Annotated in this window: 10 protein-coding genes; 7 read left to right on the plus strand and 3 right to left on the minus strand. The window is 71.5% G+C overall.

Annotated features, from left to right (window positions below):
• The first annotated feature begins 78 nt into the window (after positions 1-78).
• The gene (locus HW837_RS22715; RefSeq protein ID WP_045555688.1) at positions 79-2,136 is read left to right on the plus strand and encodes an alpha-L-fucosidase; all 2,058 of its coding nucleotides are present in this window, start codon (positions 79-81) and stop codon (positions 2,134-2,136) included.
• A gap of 57 nt (positions 2,137-2,193) precedes the next feature.
• Here HW837_RS22715 and HW837_RS22720 read toward each other — a convergent pair whose 3' ends face one another.
• Positions 2,194-2,931 (minus strand): SDR family NAD(P)-dependent oxidoreductase, encoded by a 738-nt coding sequence (locus HW837_RS22720; protein ID WP_193380182.1) that lies wholly within the window; start codon positions 2,929-2,931, stop codon positions 2,194-2,196.
• Between the two features lie 221 nt (positions 2,932-3,152).
• Here HW837_RS22720 and HW837_RS22725 point away from each other — a divergent pair, with 221 nt between their 5' ends.
• The 5 genes from HW837_RS22725 to HW837_RS22745 all read left to right on the plus strand — a co-directional run bounded on the left by HW837_RS22725 (position 3,153) and on the right by HW837_RS22745 (position 11,213).
• Positions 3,153-4,019, plus strand: a complete 867-nt coding sequence (locus HW837_RS22725) for an oxygenase MpaB family protein (protein WP_193382511.1) — start codon at positions 3,153-3,155, stop codon at positions 4,017-4,019.
• Between the two features lie 63 nt (positions 4,020-4,082).
• Positions 4,083-6,365 carry a serine/threonine-protein kinase gene (locus tag HW837_RS22730; RefSeq protein ID WP_193380183.1) on the plus strand — a complete coding sequence of 761 codons (2,283 nt, stop codon included), beginning with the start codon at positions 4,083-4,085 and terminating at the stop codon, positions 6,363-6,365.
• Between the two features lie 198 nt (positions 6,366-6,563).
• Entirely contained in the window at positions 6,564-8,162 is a 1,599-nt protein-coding gene (locus HW837_RS22735; RefSeq protein ID WP_045555684.1) for a phytoene desaturase family protein, read from the plus strand.
• A gap of 361 nt (positions 8,163-8,523) precedes the next feature.
• On the plus strand, positions 8,524-9,636 hold the full coding sequence (locus HW837_RS22740) for an NAD(P)H-dependent flavin oxidoreductase (RefSeq protein WP_193380184.1): 1,113 nt from the start codon (positions 8,524-8,526) through the stop codon (positions 9,634-9,636).
• The gene (locus HW837_RS22745; protein WP_193380185.1) at positions 9,633-11,213 is read left to right on the plus strand and encodes an acyl-CoA synthetase; all 1,581 of its coding nucleotides are present in this window, start codon (positions 9,633-9,635) and stop codon (positions 11,211-11,213) included. Before HW837_RS22740 ends, HW837_RS22745 begins: the two co-directional genes overlap by 4 nt.
• 36 nt (positions 11,214-11,249) lie before the next feature.
• On the opposite strand, the gene HW837_RS22750 is transcribed toward HW837_RS22745, so the two are convergent.
• Both HW837_RS22750 and HW837_RS22755 read right to left on the minus strand, forming a co-directional pair.
• Positions 11,250-12,062, minus strand: coding sequence for an SAM-dependent methyltransferase (locus HW837_RS22750; protein WP_093788997.1), 813 nt, complete (start codon positions 12,060-12,062; stop codon positions 11,250-11,252).
• A 99-nt stretch (positions 12,063-12,161) separates the two neighbouring features.
• Positions 12,162-14,582: a penicillin acylase family protein gene (locus HW837_RS22755; protein ID WP_193380186.1), complete on the minus strand. Its 2,421-nt coding sequence runs from the start codon at positions 14,580-14,582 to the stop codon at positions 12,162-12,164.
• A gap of 230 nt (positions 14,583-14,812) precedes the next feature.
• Here HW837_RS22755 and HW837_RS22760 point away from each other — a divergent pair, with 230 nt between their 5' ends.
• Positions 14,813-16,312: an acyl-CoA synthetase gene (locus HW837_RS22760; RefSeq protein ID WP_045555679.1), complete on the plus strand. Its 1,500-nt coding sequence runs from the start codon at positions 14,813-14,815 to the stop codon at positions 16,310-16,312.
• Positions 16,313-16,328 lie beyond the last annotated feature (16 nt).

Below are 16,328 nucleotides of genomic sequence, written 5' to 3' on the forward strand. Positions count from 1 at the left end.
GGGCAACGCGGAGCACGGCAGCCATGGCGGCGTTCCGCTCCTAGCGCCCTGTCATCCCCTGACACATGGAGCCGCACCATGTCCTCTGCCTCCCTCAGCAGACGCTCACTGATGAAGGCCGCCGCCCTCGCCGGAGGAGTGGTGGCCTTCGGGCTGCCGCAGGCCCTGTGGGCCTCCAGCGCCGAGGCGTACACCGTCCCTTCGAAGATGGACTGGTGGTACCAGGCCAGGTTCGGGATGTTCATCCACTTCGGGTCCTACTCGCACCTCGGCCAGGGCGAATGGGCGTTCGACGCTCAGAACTGGAGCAAGGCGGACTACCAGAACGAGGTCACCGAGCCCTTCAACCCGACGGCGTTCAATGCCGCCACCATCGCCGAACTCGCCAAGAACGCCGGCATGAAGTACATCGTGATCACCTCCAAGCACCACGAGGGCTACGCGATGTGGAACTCCGACGTGGCGGGCTTCACCGACACCACCGGCACCAAGCAGTACAACCTGCGTGACTACAACGGCATCCAGACCGACCTGCTCATGGACCTCAAGACGGAGTGCGAGAGCCGTGGCATCAAGTTCTGCCTCTACTACTCGATCCTCGACTGGAACCACCCCTCCCAGACCGACCGTCACGAGGGAGGTCTCACCACGATGTCCTCGCAGGCGGCCCGCACCGCCTACATCGCCGACATGAAGGCCCAGCTCCAGGAACTGCTGGACCGCTACGACCCGGCACTGCTGTGGTTCGACGGCGACTGGTTCGCGGAGCCCTCCAGCCCCACCCTGGAGGACTGGTGGCTGACCTCGGACGGCGAGGACCTCTACGACTGGCTGATCGCCCGCAAGCCCAACCTCATCGTCAACGAACGGGTCAAGCGGGACCACGGTCTCGGCGACTACGCGGTCGCGGAGTTCGGGATACCCAGCGGACCGATGGACCGACCGTGGGAGCGGTGCGCCACCATGAACGGCGCCTGGGGCTACGACGGAGCGAGAGAGAACTCGTACAGGTCGGTCACCGACATCGTCCGAGAGCTCGTGACGGTGGTGTCCCGGGACGGCAACCACCTGCTCAACATCGGCCCCAAGGGCGACGGTTCGGTCACCGCGGGAACCCAGACCATCCTGAACGGCCTCGCCTCATGGATGTCGACGTACAGCGACAGCATCCACGGCACCAGCGGCAGCCCGTTCACCACCGAACCCTCCTGGGGGAAGATCACCAAGAAGAGCGGCAAGCTCTTCGCCCATGTCTTCTCCTGGCCCACGAACGGCCAGCTCCAGATCCCGGCGATCGACAACACGATCAGCCGCGTCTACCTGATGAACAACCCCTCGGTCTCGCTCTCGTACACCGTCACCGACCAGATCAACGTCACGGTGCCGAGCACCGCGCCGGACGCCAGGGACTCCGTGGTGTGCGTCGAGGTCCAGGGCATGCCCGTGCGGGGTGCCACGGCGACGGTGTTCCAGAACGTCGACTACCAGGGCACCCGAGCCCAGTTGCCGCTGGGCTCCTACACCTCCGCCCAGCTGACCGCCGCAGGACTGGGGCCCGCCATGGCCTCCTCCATCCGAGTGGCCGACGGCTACCAGGTGACGGGCTACTCCGGCAACAACTTCACCGGCACCGCCTGGACGTTCACCTCGGACACCCCCGACCTCCGGGTGACCGGCAACAACGACGCCATCGCCTCACTGAAGGTGACGTTCAAGCCCTCCACGTACCTTCGCCTGGTCAATGTCACGAGCAACCTGGCGCTGGACAGCGGCGGCAACGTCGCCAGTGGCTCGAACCTGAAGCAGTGGCAGGTGATCGACCACGCCAACCTCCAGTGGCAGGCGGTCGAACTCGGCAACGGCTACTACCGGCTCGTCAACCGCACCAACGGCATGGTCGCCGACGGCTGGGGCTCCACCGGCAACGGCGACCCCGCCCGGCAGAAGGCCTGGGACGGCAGTCAGACCCAGCAGTGGCAGATCACCCACCGCGGCCAGGGCCAGTACTCGATCGCCAACCGCAGCACGGGACTGGTTCTCGACAGTGGCGGGAAGGTCGCCTCGGGGTCCGTGACCAAGCAGTGGACATGGGAGCAGAACAACAACCTGCTGTGGACGATCAAGCCGGTCGGCTGACCGACGCCACCGAAGGTGGCATGGCTGAGATCTCCGTCGGTGGGCGCGTGGCTCGCGTCAAGCGCCCGGCAGGACCGCCGTGCCCGTCTCCTGTGCCAGTGCCTCCAGGAGACGGGCCTGGAAGGCCTCGTCGTGGACGCTGGGATGCGGCTCCTGACGCTGACGGTGGTACCAGTACCCGCCCGTCGTCAGCGCCTGGGGCTCGTCGCTCGACGCGAGCCACTCCTGGGTCCGGTGGCCGAGCTCCAGATCGTCCGGCGCGCTCGGCCCGCCCATCTTCGTCGGCACCCAGCCGGGGTCCACGGCATTGCTGGGCACTCCGGGACGCAGGCGCGCCAGCGCCGCCGCGAGCGTGGTGACGAACAGCTTGCTGTCGGCGTACGAACCCGCGCTCCTCCCACGCCAGTCGACGCCGGCGAGGGAGGGCCGGCCGCTGTAGTGCGAGCCGCTGCTCAGGTACACCAGCCGGCGTGGACCGTCGAGCAACGCCGTGAGCAGGTACGGCGCGATGACGTTGACCGGCATGACCGCCGGGCCGCTCCACACGCCGGCGTTGTGGATGACCGCGTCGAGCGGCTCGGCGTCTTTCAGCTCGGCCGCGATGCGCCGTACCGCGTCGCGCTCCGCGAAGTCGCCCACCACGAGGTGGGCCCCACGACCGACCAACGTGTCCAGGGCCGCCGCGCGGCGCGGGCTGCGGGCGTGCACCACGACCTCGTGACCGGCGGACAGGAGAGTGTCCGCCGCCGCGCGTCCCAGACCGTCCGCGGAACCGGTCACCAGAATCCGACTCAAGATCGCACCGCCTCTCGAATGATCGCCGTGTCCCAGTCTCGCGCGTCGTCCACCGTGACGTGATGTGACGTCGCGTGGCGTCGCGTGGCGTGACGGCACGGGCCGTGGTGGGGGCCGGGCGCTTGATCCGTTGAAGCCAGGCCCGAGCCCCAGCACACTGGGACGAGACGACGCCCACCTCCCGGGTGACGCGCCGACCCCCGACAGGCTGGAGTGACGGCGTGGACGGCCACAGCGATCCCCTCGAAGGCGACCCCGGCCTGTTCGGACCGGCCTCCGTGACCTGGCAGGTCCACGGCGACCCCATGATGTGGATCGCCGGGGTCCGCGCGCTGTACCTCCAGGCCCTGCACCCGCGCGCGGTGCGCGGCGTCATGCAGAACTCCGACTTCCGCAAGGACGCCTGGGGCCGGCTGCTGCGCACGGCGAGCTTCGTCGGCACGACGACGTACGGCACCACCCAGGCCGCCGAGCACGCGGGCGCCCGGGTCCGGAGGATCCACAGTCTGCTCTCGGCGACCGACCCGGACACGGGGGAGCGGTACGGCGTCGACGAGCCGGAGCTGCTGCTGTGGGTGCACTGCGCGGAGATCGACTCCTACCTCCACATCCTGCGCCGCTCCGGCTACCCGCTCACAGAGGCCGCCGCCGACCGGTACGTCGGCGAACACCGCGTCAGCGCCCGCCTGGTCGGCCTCGACCCCGCCGCGGCACCCGGGAACACCGCGGAGCTGGCGGCCTATTTCAAGCGGGTACGGCCCGACCTGGCGGCCGGCCCCGAGGCGCGGGAGGTCGACGACTTCCTGGGGCGGCCGCCGACCCACCCGTTGCTCGTACCGGCACGTGAAGCACTGTGGCGGCGCGTGGCGAACCTGGCGTACGCCTCCCTGCCGCCGTACGCCCACGAGTTGTACGGCAGACCCGCCCCCGCCCCCACTGTGGTCACCCGCCGCCTGCGGCTCACCGGAACCTTTCTTCGCTCGGTTCCCGCACGTCTGCGCTGGCAACTCCCGCCCAAACACATTCTCCGCGCCATGTCACGGCTGGGCCCCGGCTCCCGCCCGGCACCGTACAAAGTCGGCAGATAGGCCGCCATACTGGACGGGCCAGGGGAGGGCGCGTCGGTTCGGATACGGGGGCGATCGTCGGCGATGGGGGACACCAGGCTGATCCAGGGCCGGTACCGGCTGCTCGATCTGATCGGGCGCGGGGGGATGGGCGAGGTCTGGCGGGCGAAGGACGAGTCACTGGGGCGGCAGGTCGCGGTCAAGTGCCTCAAACCCCTCGACACCCGGCCCGACCAGTCCTTCACCCGGGTCCTGCGGGAGCGGTTCCGACGCGAGGCGCGGGTCGCGGCGGCGCTCCAGCACCGGGGCGTGACCGTCGTCCATGACTTCGGTGAGTCCGACGGTGTGCTGTTCCTCGTCATGGAGTTGCTGGAGGGCCGCAACCTCAGCCAGCTCCTGGAGGACAACAAGCACCATCCGCTGGCCGTCCCCGCGGTCGTCGAGATCGCCGACCAGGTGGCCTCCGCCCTCGCCTACACGCATCTCCAGGGCATCGTGCACCGTGACCTCAAGCCCGCCAACATCATGCTGCTCACCGACGGCACCGTGAAGATCTGCGACTTCGGCATAGCGCGCCTGGGCCGTGACGTCACCTTCACCTCCCGCCTCACCGGCACCGGCATCGCGATGGGTACCCCGCACTACATGTCGCCGGAGCAGATCGTCGGTGCTCAGGTCGACCGGCGCAGCGACCTCTACTCGTTCGGCTGTGTGCTCTACGAGATCGCCACCGGGGTGCCGCCGTTCGACCTCGACGACGCCTGGGCGGTGCTCATGGGCCACCGCGACACCGCGCCGACCCCTCCGCGCAGGCACCGCGACGAGGTGCCCGAGTACCTCGACCGGATCATCCTCGACCTGCTCGCCAAGGAGCCGGAGGAACGACCGTACGACGCCGGCGAGGTGGGCCGCCGGGTCGACGAGGGACGGGCGGCGACCGCCCCGGCACCGGCCCGCGTCCACGGCACGGCCGTCGTCCCGCCCCCGCCCGGCCCCGATGCCGCTCGCGGCGCGGCCCGCCCCCACCCCGGCCGGCCGCCCTCGTGCGAACCGCGGCTGCCGTCCTGGACCCGGGGCATGACCACCGGCCACAAGGCCACCGGTACCGGACCGGGTCTCACCCCGCCGGACCGCTCCGCCGGGCTCACCGGGGAGTGGATCGCCCGTCCCGTCGTCGGCCGCGCGGCACACCCCGTACAGGACGAACGTCCGGCCCCGTCACCGGAGTTGATCACCACCCTGGCGGGTCGGCACAACGCGGGCCTGAGCCTCGGACGCCTCGGCCGCTGGACGGAGGCCGGCGAGGTGCACCGCGCGGTCGCCGCCGAACGCGAGCACGCCCTCGGCCCCGACCACCCCGACACCCTCGCCAGCCGGTACGAGGTCGGCTTCACCCTCAGCCGCACCGGCCGGCCCGCCGACGCACTGCGCGAGTTCGCCCATGTGGCCCGCGCCCGTGAGCACGCGCTCGGCGCCGAGCACCCCGAGACCCTCGCCGCCCGGCAGGAGATGGCATACGTGCTGGGCCAGTTGGGCCGTCACCTCGAAGCCCACCAGGCCTACACGTCGGTCCTCGCCGTCCGCGAGCGCCTCGCCGGCCCCGACCACCCGGACACCTTGCGCTGCCGCCACAACCTCGCCTTCAACCTCAGCAGGCTCGGCCGCCTGGAGGACTCGTACCGCATGGCGGACGACGTGGCCGCCGCGCGCGCCCGGGTGCTCGGCGCCAACCACCCCGACACCCTCGTCACCCGGTACGAAGTCGCCTACGCGCTCGGGCAGTTGGGCCGCTGGCCCGAGGCGCTGCGGGCCTACCAGGAGGTCGCCGATGCCCGGGCCCAGGCCCTCGGGCCCGACCACCCCGACACGCTCGCCGCCCGCCACGAGGTCGGTATCAGCCTCGGCAGGCTCGGCCGCAGCGCCGACGCGCTCACCCTCTACCGCGCCCTCGTCGACGACCGCACCCGTGTCCAAGGCCCCGTCCACACCGAGACGCTCCGCGCCCGCCACGGCCTCGGTGTCAACCTCGGCCGCCTCGGCCGCTGGGAGGAGGCCCTCGCCGAGTCCCGTGAGGTGTGCGCCCTGCGCGAGCGCGTCCTCGGCGAGGACCACCCCGACACCCTCGTCAGCCGCCGCGAGGTCGCCGTCGGCCTCGGCTGGCTCGGCCGCTGGCCCGACGCCCTCACCGAGTACCGCCGAGTGGCCGACGCCCGCGAACGGGTCCTCGGCCCCGACCACCCCGACACCCTCGCCGGCCGCAACGACGAGGCACACTGCCTGGAACAACTCGGCCGCGGCCAGGAGGCGGTCGAGCTGTACCGCCGAGTGGCGGCGTTACGCCGACAACGGACGACCGGCCACCACTGACCCCCGGGCCGGCCCCGAAGCCGACGACCGCCCACACACCAGGCGTCGCCGCCGTACGCAGGGAGCGTCGGACCGCCGCGCCCACCCGTGCGGCCACCGAGGACACCACCCCGTGCGCCGCGGACCAGGGCACCCAGCTGTTGATCCACCTGGCACGCCCCCCTGGCCGACCTCGATCATGGCGTGTTACCAAGAGCCATGCCTGCCACCCCCGCGCCTTCAGCACCGTCCGGTCGCCCGAGTGGGACCCGGCCGCACGACTCGTACGACGCCGTGATCGTCGGAGGCGGTCACAACGGACTGGTCGCCGCCGCGTATCTCGCGCGCGCGGGCCGTTCCGTACTCGTGCTGGAGCGGCTGGACCACACCGGCGGAGCCGCCGTCTCCACACGCCCCTTCGCCGGGGTCGACGCCCGGCTCTCGCGGTACTCCTACCTGGTCAGCCTGCTGCCCCGGAAGATCGTGCGGGACCTGGACCTCGACTTCCGCGTCCGCGGCCGCACGATCTCCTCGTACACCCCCGTCGAACGCGACGGCCGCCCCACCGGTCTGCTCGTCGGGGGCGGCGAGCGCCGCACCCGCGAGGCCTTCGAGCGGCTGACCGGTTCGGGCCGCGAGTACGAGGCCTGGCAGCGGTTCTACGGGATGACGGGGCACGTCGCCGAACGGGTGTTCCCCACGCTCACCGAGCCCCTCCCCACCCGCGACGACCTGCGCCGACGCGTCGACGACGAGGAGGCGTGGCGGATGCTCTTCGAGGAGCCGATCGGCGCCGCCGTCGAAACGGCGTTCGCCGACGACCTGGTGCGCGGCGTCGTCCTCACCGACGCGCTCATCGGAACCTTCGCGGACGCCCACGACCCCTCGCTGCGCCAGAACCGCTGCTTCCTCTACCACGTGATCGGCGGCGGCACGGGCGCCTGGGACGTGCCCGTCGGCGGCATGGGCGCCCTCACGGACGCGCTGGCCGGCGCCGCGCGCGACGCCGGTGCCGTGATCGCCACGGGCCACGAGGTCCGGCGGATCGCCACGGACGGACACTCGGCCGAGATCACCTACCGGACCGCCGACACGGAGGGCGCGGTCGCCGCCCGGCACGTCCTGGTCAACGCCTCACCGCAGGAGCTGGCCGCCCTCACCGGCGACGAACCGTCGACGCCCGCCGAGGGCGCCCAGCTCAAGGTGAACATGCTGCTCAAGCGGCTCCCGAGGCTCCGGGACGAGTCGGTCGACCCGCACGAGGCCTTCGCCGGGACCTTCCACATCGCCGAGGGGTACGACCAACTGGCGGCCTCCTACGCCCAGGCCGCCTCCGGCACCCTGCCCGAGGCCCCGCCCTCCGAGATCTACTGCCACTCCCTCACCGACCCGACCATCCTCGGCCCGCAGCTGGTGGAGCAGGGCTACCAGACGCTCACCCTCTTCGGACTGCACACCCCCGCGCGGCTGTTCGAGGCCGACAACGACGCCGTGCGCGAGGAACTCCTCCGGTCGACCCTCGCCCAGCTGGACGCCCACCTCGCCGAGCCGCTCGCCGACTGCCTGGCCACCGACGCCGACGGCCGCCCCTGCATCGAGGCCAGGACCCCCATCGACCTGGAACGCGACCTGGGCCTGCCCGGCGGCAACATCTTCCACCGCGACCTCGCCTGGCCCTACGCCCGGGAGGACGTCGGCCGCTGGGGCGTGGAGACCCGACACGCCAACGTCCTGCTGTGCGGCGCGGGCGCGGTGCGCGGCGGCGGGGTGAGCGGAGTGCCCGGCCACAACGCGGCGATGGCCGTCCTGGGGGAGTGATGGGAGGGACGGCCCCCTCCGTCAGCGGCCCGCCTCCGCGCGCGCCTGCCATTGTCAGGCCGCTCGAACACCCCTGCCAAACAATGCCCCGTGCGCTGAGATCGACGGTACGAGCGGCGACGGGGGGCCGTTCACGGGGGAGAGGCCCTGCTGATTGCCCGCGATCAGCAGGGCCGCACCCCGCCCCGCAAGGGGCGCGGGGAACTGCGCGACCAGCCCCCACAACCCCGCACCCGCCGAACAACCTCCCAAGGCACCCCCTGACGCGCCCAAGGCGGAGCCAAGGCTTCCGCCCAGCCAGATCTGACGAGGCATCAGAAAACCCTTCCCTCGTCCGGAGGACTACGGCATCCTGCGCACCATGCAGACGGAGCTGAGCAACACCCTCGGAGTCCAGTACGCCGTCTTCGGCTTCACCCCGTTCCCCGCAGTCGCGGCGGCCATCAGCAGGGCCGGCGGCTTCGGGGTGCTCGGCGCGGTCCGCTACACGGCCCCCGACGACCTCAAACGCGACCTCGACTGGATCGAGGCCCATGTCGGCGGCAGGCCCTACGGCCTGGACGTCGTGATGCCGGCCAAGAAGGTCGAGGGCGTCACGGAGGCCGACGTCGAGGCGATGATCCCCGAGTCGCACCGGCAGTTCGTGAAGGACACCCTCGCCCAGTACGGCGTGCCCGAACTCGCCGACGGCGAGGCCTCCGGCTGGCGCATCACCGGCTGGATGGAAGAGGTCGCCCGCACCCAGCTCGACGTCGCCTTCGACTACCCGATCAAGCTGCTCGCCAACGCCCTCGGCTCCCCGCCCGCCGACGTCGTCGACCGCGCGCACGCGCAGGGCGTCCTCGTCGCCGCGCTCGCCGGCAGCGCCCGCCACGCCCGTAAACACGCGGACGCCGGCATCGACGTCGTCGTGGCCCAGGGCTACGAGGCCGGCGGCCACACCGGCGAGATCGCCTCCATGGTGCTGACCCCCGAGGTCGTCGACGCCGTCGCCCCGCTGCCGGTGCTCGCCGCCGGAGGCATCGGCAGCGGACAGCAGGTCGCCGCCGCCCTCGCCCTGGGCGCCCAGGGCGTCTGGCTCGGCTCGCTCTGGCTCACCACGACCGAGGCCGAACTGCCCTCGCCCCGGCTGATCGAGAAGCTGCTCGCCGCCGGTTCCGGCGACACCGTCCGCTCCCGTGCCCTCACCGGCAAACCCGCCCGCCAGCTCCGTACGGAATGGACCGAGGCCTGGGACGACCCGGCCGGACCGGGCACCCTGCCCATGCCGCTCCAGGGCCTGCTCGTCGCCGAAGCGGTCTCCCGCATCCAGAAGTACGAGGTGGAGCCGCTGCTCGGTACCCCGGTCGGGCAGATCGTCGGCCGGATGAACAGCGAACGCAGCGTCCAGGCCGTCTTCGACGACCTCACCCGGGGCTTCGAGGAGGCCGTGGACCGCATCAACCGGATCGCCGGAAGGAGCGAGGGACAGTGAGCCAAGCCCCCCAAGGCCAAGCCCCCCGAAGCCAACCACCCCAGGGCTTCTGGGCCCAGGCCACCACCGACCCCGACCGTACGGTGCTCATCGCGCCGGACGGGGAGGGATGGACCGCCGGACGGCTGCACGCCGAGACCAACCGACTGGTCCACGGACTGCGCGCGGCCGGACTCGAACGCGGCGACGCCTTCGCCGTGGTCCTGCCCAACGGTGTCGAGTTCCTCGTCGCCTATCTGGCCGCCACCCAGGCCGGTTTCTACCTCGTGCCCGTCAACCATCACCTGGTGGGCCCCGAGATCGCCTGGATCGTCTCCGACTCGGGCGCCAAGGTGCTCATCGCGCACGAGCGGTTCGCCGAGGCCGCCCGCAACGCCGCCGACGAGGCGAAGCTGCCCGACAGCCGCCGGTACGCCGTCGGCATGGTCGAGGGCTTCCGGCCGTACGCCGAACTCCTCGACGGGCAGCCCGAGTCGGCGCCCGCCGAGCGCACGCTCGGCTGGGTCATGAACTACACCTCGGGCACCACCGGACGCCCCCGGGGCATCCGGCGCCCCCTGCCCGGCAAGCTCCCCGAGGAGTCCTATCTCGGCGGCTTCCTCGGCATCTTCGGCATCCGGCCGTTCGACGGCAACGTCCACCTGGTCTGCTCACCGCTCTACCACACGGCCGTGCTCCAGTTCGCCGGCGCGTCCCTGCACATCGGCCACCGGCTGGTGCTGATGGACAAGTGGACGCCCGAGGGGATGCTCCGCGCGATCGACGCCCACCACTGCACGCACACGCACATGGTGCCGACCCAGTTCCACCGGCTCCTCGCGCTGCCCGCGCAGGTGCGCGCCCGCTACGACGTGTCGTCGATGCGGCACGCCATCCATGGCGCCGCGCCCTGCCCGGACCATGTGAAGCGGGCCATGATCGAGTGGTGGGGCGAGTGCGTCGAGGAGTACTACGCGGCCAGTGAGGGCGGCGGTGCCTTCGCCACCGCCGAGGACTGGCTGAAGAAGCCGGGCACGGTCGGCAAGGCCTGGCCCATCAGCGAACTCGCGGTCTTCGACGACGACGGCAACCGGCTGCCGCCCGGTGAACTCGGCACCGTCTACATGAAGATGAGCACCGGCGGCTTCTCTTACCACAAGGACGAGGGCAAGACGCGGAAGAACCGCATCGGGGACTTCTTCACCGTCGGCGACCTCGGTCTCCTCGACGAGGACGGCTATCTCTTCCTCCGGGACCGCAAGATCGACCTGATCATCTCCGGCGGCGTCAACATCTACCCCGCCGAGATCGAGGCCGCCCTGCTCACCCACCCCGCCGTCGCCGACGCCGCCGCCTTCGGCATCCCGCACGACGACTGGGGCGAGGAGGTCAAGGCCGTGGTCGAACCGGCCCCCGGATTCACCCCGGGACCGGTCCTGGCCGAGGAGATCCTCGCCCACTGCGCCCGCCGGCTCGCCGGGTACAAGCGCCCGCGAAGCGTCGACTTCACCGAGGCGATGCCCCGCGACCCCAACGGCAAGCTCTACAAACGCCGACTGCGGGAGCCGTACTGGAAGGACCGGGAGAAGGCCGTCTGACGCCTCTCGCCGCCGGCCCACGGACGCGAGGGTGGGTCACGGCTTGCGCGCGACTCCGCCCAGGGCGATGACCTCGCCGTGGACCGGGGTCGCGGGGCCGGGACGCCAGTCGTTCAGCGGCACCACCCCGGGGTCCTGCAGCTCCAACCCGTCGAAGAATCCGGCGAGTTCGGCGGGACTGCGCAGGTGATAGGGGACCGCACCGCTCTCGTTGTAACGGCGGGTGGCCTCGGCGTTCGCCTCGTGCGTGTCCACGCTGTCGTTGAACGCGAACCAACTCCCCGACGGCAGCGCGCCCATCAGGGCGCCGACGATGGCACGCGCCTCGGCGTAGTCGGCGATGTGGCCGCTGACCTGCATCATCGTCAGTCCGACCGGCCGGGAGAGATCGAGCGTCCTCGCGGCCTCCCGCAATACGGTCGCGGGGTCGTGCAGATCGGAGTCGACGTAGTCGGTCGCCCCTTCGGGCGTGCTGGTGAGGAGCGCACGCGCGTGGGTCAGGACCAGCGGGTCGTTGTCGACGTAGACGATCCGCGCGTCCGGGGCCGTCCGCTGGGCGATCTCGTGCGTGTTGTCCGCCGTCGGCAGCCCGGTGCCGATGTCGAGGAACTGCCGTATCCCCGCCTCGCCGGCGAGGAAGGTGACCGCCCGGCCGAGGAACGCCCGGGAGTCGCGGGCCAGGTCGGTGATGCCGGGGAACACCGCGCGGAAGGCGTCGCCCGCCGCGTGGTCGACCGGGTAGTTGTCCTTGCCGCCCAGCCAGTAGTTCCAGATCCGGGCCGAGTGCGGGACCGACGTGTCGATCATGGCCGTCGAATCCGTCTCCCGACGTAACGAGTCCTGCGCCACCGAGGGGCCTCCTCATGAGGAACGGTTATATGCCCATGGCATGAGTGCTGCCAGAAGAATGGTGCCGCCCCGAAGCGGGACGGCACCACACCCCCTCGCTCATTGGCTCACACGCACCACCTTCAGCTTCGGCGAGGACAGGATGTCCTTCTCGCAGAACCGGGAGGTCACCCACCTCTCCGCCGAGAACAGCCGCGTCTGGTCCAGGTAGTGGGGCGAATTGGGGTTCGAGGACTGCGAGTACGTCAGCAGCGTGCGGGCCACCGGGCAGCGGCCGCCGTCCCAGCCGACCGCCTGGATGTGGCTGGAACCCGACGAGACCTCCGCGTAGCCGCCCTCGGCCCCGCGCCACGCCGACTCGATCTTGTTCCACACGCCCAGCGACTCCGTCCCGCCGGACACCGGGATGCGCAGGCCGTTCCGTACGACGAACTGGTGGTCACCGAGCTTCGCGTCCAACGCGACGCCCGCCGCCCGCAGTTCCGTCACCGTCTCCGCCAGGGCCGTCGCGAAGCCAGGCGCGTCGGTGTTGAGCGTGTTCGGGGTGTTGACCGGGTCCGCCGCCGAGAACGGCACCTTCCACATCTGCGGGCGCGGCACCATGGCGTTCAGCCGCCGCCAGAACCGGTCGAAGAGCAGCGCGCCCCGACTGTCGCTGTCGACGGTCCGGTTCCAGGTCCGAAGGACCCGGCACGCCTCGGACACGTCCACCACCTCGCCGTCACTGGCCGTCGCCGTTCCGCCCGGCAGCGCGGCGCACGCCCGCGCCACGTCGTCGGCCGCGAGATCGGCCGCGGGCACCCGGTTGGCGAACTGCTGCCGCTGGAGGTCCCGTACGGTCAGGCCGCCCCGGTCGGCCATGGCCGACACGTCCTCGATCGCGCCGCGCGTGCGCAGCGACCGCTGGGTGCCGACATTGCCGAAGATCCGCTCGTACCCCGTCAACGGCCGGTCCGCGTTGGCCAGCCACGCGCTGTCGTTGGAGTTCTCCGCGTACGGCGCGTCCTTGAGCGTCGGCATCCTCGCGGGCCCGAAGATCCCCGGCTGCACGGCGTCGGCGTCGCTGCCGAGCGCGCAGTCCGAGCGCGAGCCGTCGAGGATCGCGACGCCCGCCGACGGATAGGTGGCCCGGCCCAGCGGCGTCGAGCAGCGGGCCGCGAGGTCGTCGGTGATCCGGGGGAGGGTCTGGGACTGGGTGAACAGGGTGTGCCCCGCGGAGTCGGCGGCGACGGTGTTCACCCACGGCAGCCCTTGGTGCCGGGCGAGTGACTTGAGGATGCCCGAGGTGCCGCGGGCCTTGGCGAAGCCCAGCGAGGTGTCGGTGAAGCGCATGTTCGCCGCGTTGGGGTCGTGCACGGCGTACGCGGTGCCGGCCGTCCAGGGCAGCGGAAGCTCGGCGCCGAGCGAGGTGACGACCGGGCCGTACCGCGTCCACCACTGGGTGCGGGTCACCGGGGAGCCGTCCTTCACCCCGACGGTCACGGTCCGCTTCGTCATCCGCTCCGGCCGACCGTCCACCAGATACGCGGTCGGGTCGGCCGGGTCCAGCGTCAGCTGATGGACGTTCATGGGGACGCCGGTGGCCACGGTGTGGCTCCACGCCACCTTCTCGTTGAACCCGATCTGGGTGATAGGCGAGCCGAGCAGCGCCCCGCCGGAGACGTTCAGTTCACCAGGGATCGTCTGCTGCGCCTGCCAGAAGCGGCGCCCGCCGGCCCACGGGTAGTGCGGGTTGCCCAGCAGCAGCCCCCGGCCGCCTGCCGTGGTACCGCCGCCGAAGGCGACGGCGTTCGAGCCCATGTCGGCGTTCGCGGCGTCGAAGAGCTCGCTCGCGGCGCGGGCGGCACTCTTCGGGTCCGGGGCGGCGGCCTGGTCCGGGGCTCCGGCGGCGGGCGGCTGCGCGGTGGCGATGGTGTCCACCAGCCGGCCCTCGCCGCCGAGCACGGCCAGGGCGTACGCCCGCGAGAACACGTCGAGCGTGGAGACCGGTCGCACCCAGGCGGCGCCCTTGCACGCCGGGTCGCTGATCCGGTTCTTCCTCAGCCACGCGTTGTAACCGGCCGCCCAGCCCCGCATCAGATCCTTGACCGCGCGGCTCGGCCCCAGCGGCTCGGGCTGCTCCAGCAGCCGCCGCACGGTGCCGGCGTCCCGGACACCCTGGAAGTAGAGGTCGCTCGTGAGGTTCCTGGAGGCGGAGGAGAGCGAGAAGTCGGGGGCGGCGTCGGGCCCGAAGTGGCGGGAGCGCTCCCCCCGCACGGTCACGAAGCCGTCGGCGAGCACGCACACCTGGTCGGCGGCCTGCGCCCAACCGGTGCCGAAGCCCAGGTTCGCGTAGTCCTTCGCCACGATGTGCGGTACGCCGTACTCGGTGTAGCGGATCACGGCGGACAGGCCGCCGTGGGACGTGCGTTGCCCACCGGCCCGCTCGCCGTCGGTGGCGGCGGTGGCCGAGGGCAGTACGGCCGAAGCGGTGAACAGAGCGACGGCCGAGACCACCAGCTGTCTCAGACGGGTGCGCATGGGCGACTCCCAACGTCGTCGGAGGAAGAGAGGGTTGAGCATGTCGACACGTGTCTGCGTAGTCCATACGAGTGATGGATCTTCCCTCAAGGTGACTCACCGTCCGAAGGCCCGGGTTGAGCGACTTCCCGCCATGTGCGCCGGACACCGGCCGTACGGCCGGTCCGCTTGACCTGGCTCGCGCGACGGAACGAGGATCGCGACAGACCCTGGACGAAGGAGAGCGGGACATGACGGCTGGTCGCAGCGTGACGGTCGACGGGACGCTGCGGCGCAGCGCCCGGCGCACCCCCGCCCGCGTCGCGATCCACTACGGCGAACGGTCCTGGACCTACGCCGAACTGGACGACGCCGTCTCCCGCGCCGCCCGCGCACTGCGCGACACCGGCCTCGAACCGGGCGACCGGGTCGCCGCGTTCGGCCACAACTCGGACGCCTACCTCATCGCCTTCCTGGGCGCCGCCCGAGCCGGCCTGGTCCACGTCCCCGTCAACCAGAACCTCACCGGCGACGATCTCTCCTACCTCCTCGACCAGTCCGGCAGCACTCTCGTCCTCACCGACCCGGACCTGGCCGGTCACCTCCCCGACGGCACCCGCACCCTGGCGCTGCGCGACACCGACGACTCGCTCCTCGCCCGGCTCGCCGCCACCGAGCCGTACGACGGCGAGGAGCCCCGCGCCGAGGACCTCGTCCAGCTCCTCTACACCTCGGGCACCACCGCGCTGCCCAAGGGCGCGATGATGACGCACCGCGCGCTGGTGCACGAGTACCTCAGCGCCATCGCCGCCCTCGACCTCCAGGCGGGCGACCTGCCCGTGCACTCCCTGCCGCTCTACCACTCCGCGCAGATGCACGTCTTCCTGGTGCCCTACCTCGCGGTCGGCGCCACCAACACGATCCTCGACGGCCCCGACGGCGACCGGATCCTGGACCTGGTGGAGGAGGGCCGCGCCGACAGCCTCTTCGCGCCGCCCACCGTGTGGATCGCCCTCGCCAACCGCCCCGACTTCGACACCCGCGACCTCGGCGGGCTGCGCAAGGCCTACTACGGGGCGTCGATCATGCCGGTGCCCGTCCTCGAACGCCTCCGGGAGCGCCTGCCGAAGCTCGCCTTCCACAACTGCTTCGGCCAGAGCGAGATCGGCCCGCTGTCCATGGTCCTCGGCCCCTACGAGCACAAGGGCCGGATGGACTCCTGCGGGCGTCCCGTCATGTTCGTCGAGGCCAAGGTCGTCGACGAGGAGGGCGAGGAGGTGCCCGACGGCTCTCCCGGCGAGATCGTCTACCAGTCGCCCCAACTCTGCGAGGGCTACTGGGAGAAGCCGGAGGAGACCGCCGAGGCCTTCCGTGACGGCTGGTTCCGCTCCGGGGACCTCGCCGTGCGGGACGCCCACGGGTTCTTCACCGTCGTCGACCGCGTGAAGGACGTCATCAACTCCGGTGGCGTCCTGATCGCCTCCCGCCAGGTCGAGGACGCGCTCTACACCCACGACCGGGTGGGCGAGGTCGCCGTCATCGGCCTGCCCGACGACCACTGGATCGAGGCCGTCGCGGCGGTCGTCGTCCCCCGGGGCGAGACGAGCGAGGACGAACTGATCGCCCACGCCCGCGAGAAGCTCCCCCACTTCAAGGCGCCGAAGAGGGTCTTCTTCGTGGACGAACTGCCGCGCAACGCCAGCGGGAAGATCCTCAAGCGCGAGCTGCGCGACCGCTTCGCACGCCCCTGACCCCGAGGCCGCCTCG

The sequence above is a fragment of the Streptomyces caniscabiei genome, assembly GCF_014930365.1.
GTDB lineage: Bacteria > Actinomycetota > Actinomycetes > Streptomycetales > Streptomycetaceae > Streptomyces > Streptomyces caniscabiei.

Coding starts and splice junctions, on each gene's coding strand:
- HW837_RS22715 (WP_045555688.1), top strand. CDS start 79: ATGTCCTCTGCCTCCCTCAGCAGACGCTCACTGATGAAGGCCGCCGCC.
- HW837_RS22735 (WP_045555684.1), top strand. CDS start 6,564: ATGCCTGCCACCCCCGCGCCTTCAGCACCGTCCGGTCGCCCGAGTGGG.
- HW837_RS22760 (WP_045555679.1), top strand. CDS start 14,813: ATGACGGCTGGTCGCAGCGTGACGGTCGACGGGACGCTGCGGCGCAGC.
- HW837_RS22730 (WP_193380183.1), top strand. CDS start 4,083: ATGGGGGACACCAGGCTGATCCAGGGCCGGTACCGGCTGCTCGATCTG.
- HW837_RS22740 (WP_193380184.1), top strand. CDS start 8,524: ATGCAGACGGAGCTGAGCAACACCCTCGGAGTCCAGTACGCCGTCTTC.
- HW837_RS22755 (WP_193380186.1), bottom strand. CDS start 14,582: ATGCGCACCCGTCTGAGACAGCTGGTGGTCTCGGCCGTCGCTCTGTTC.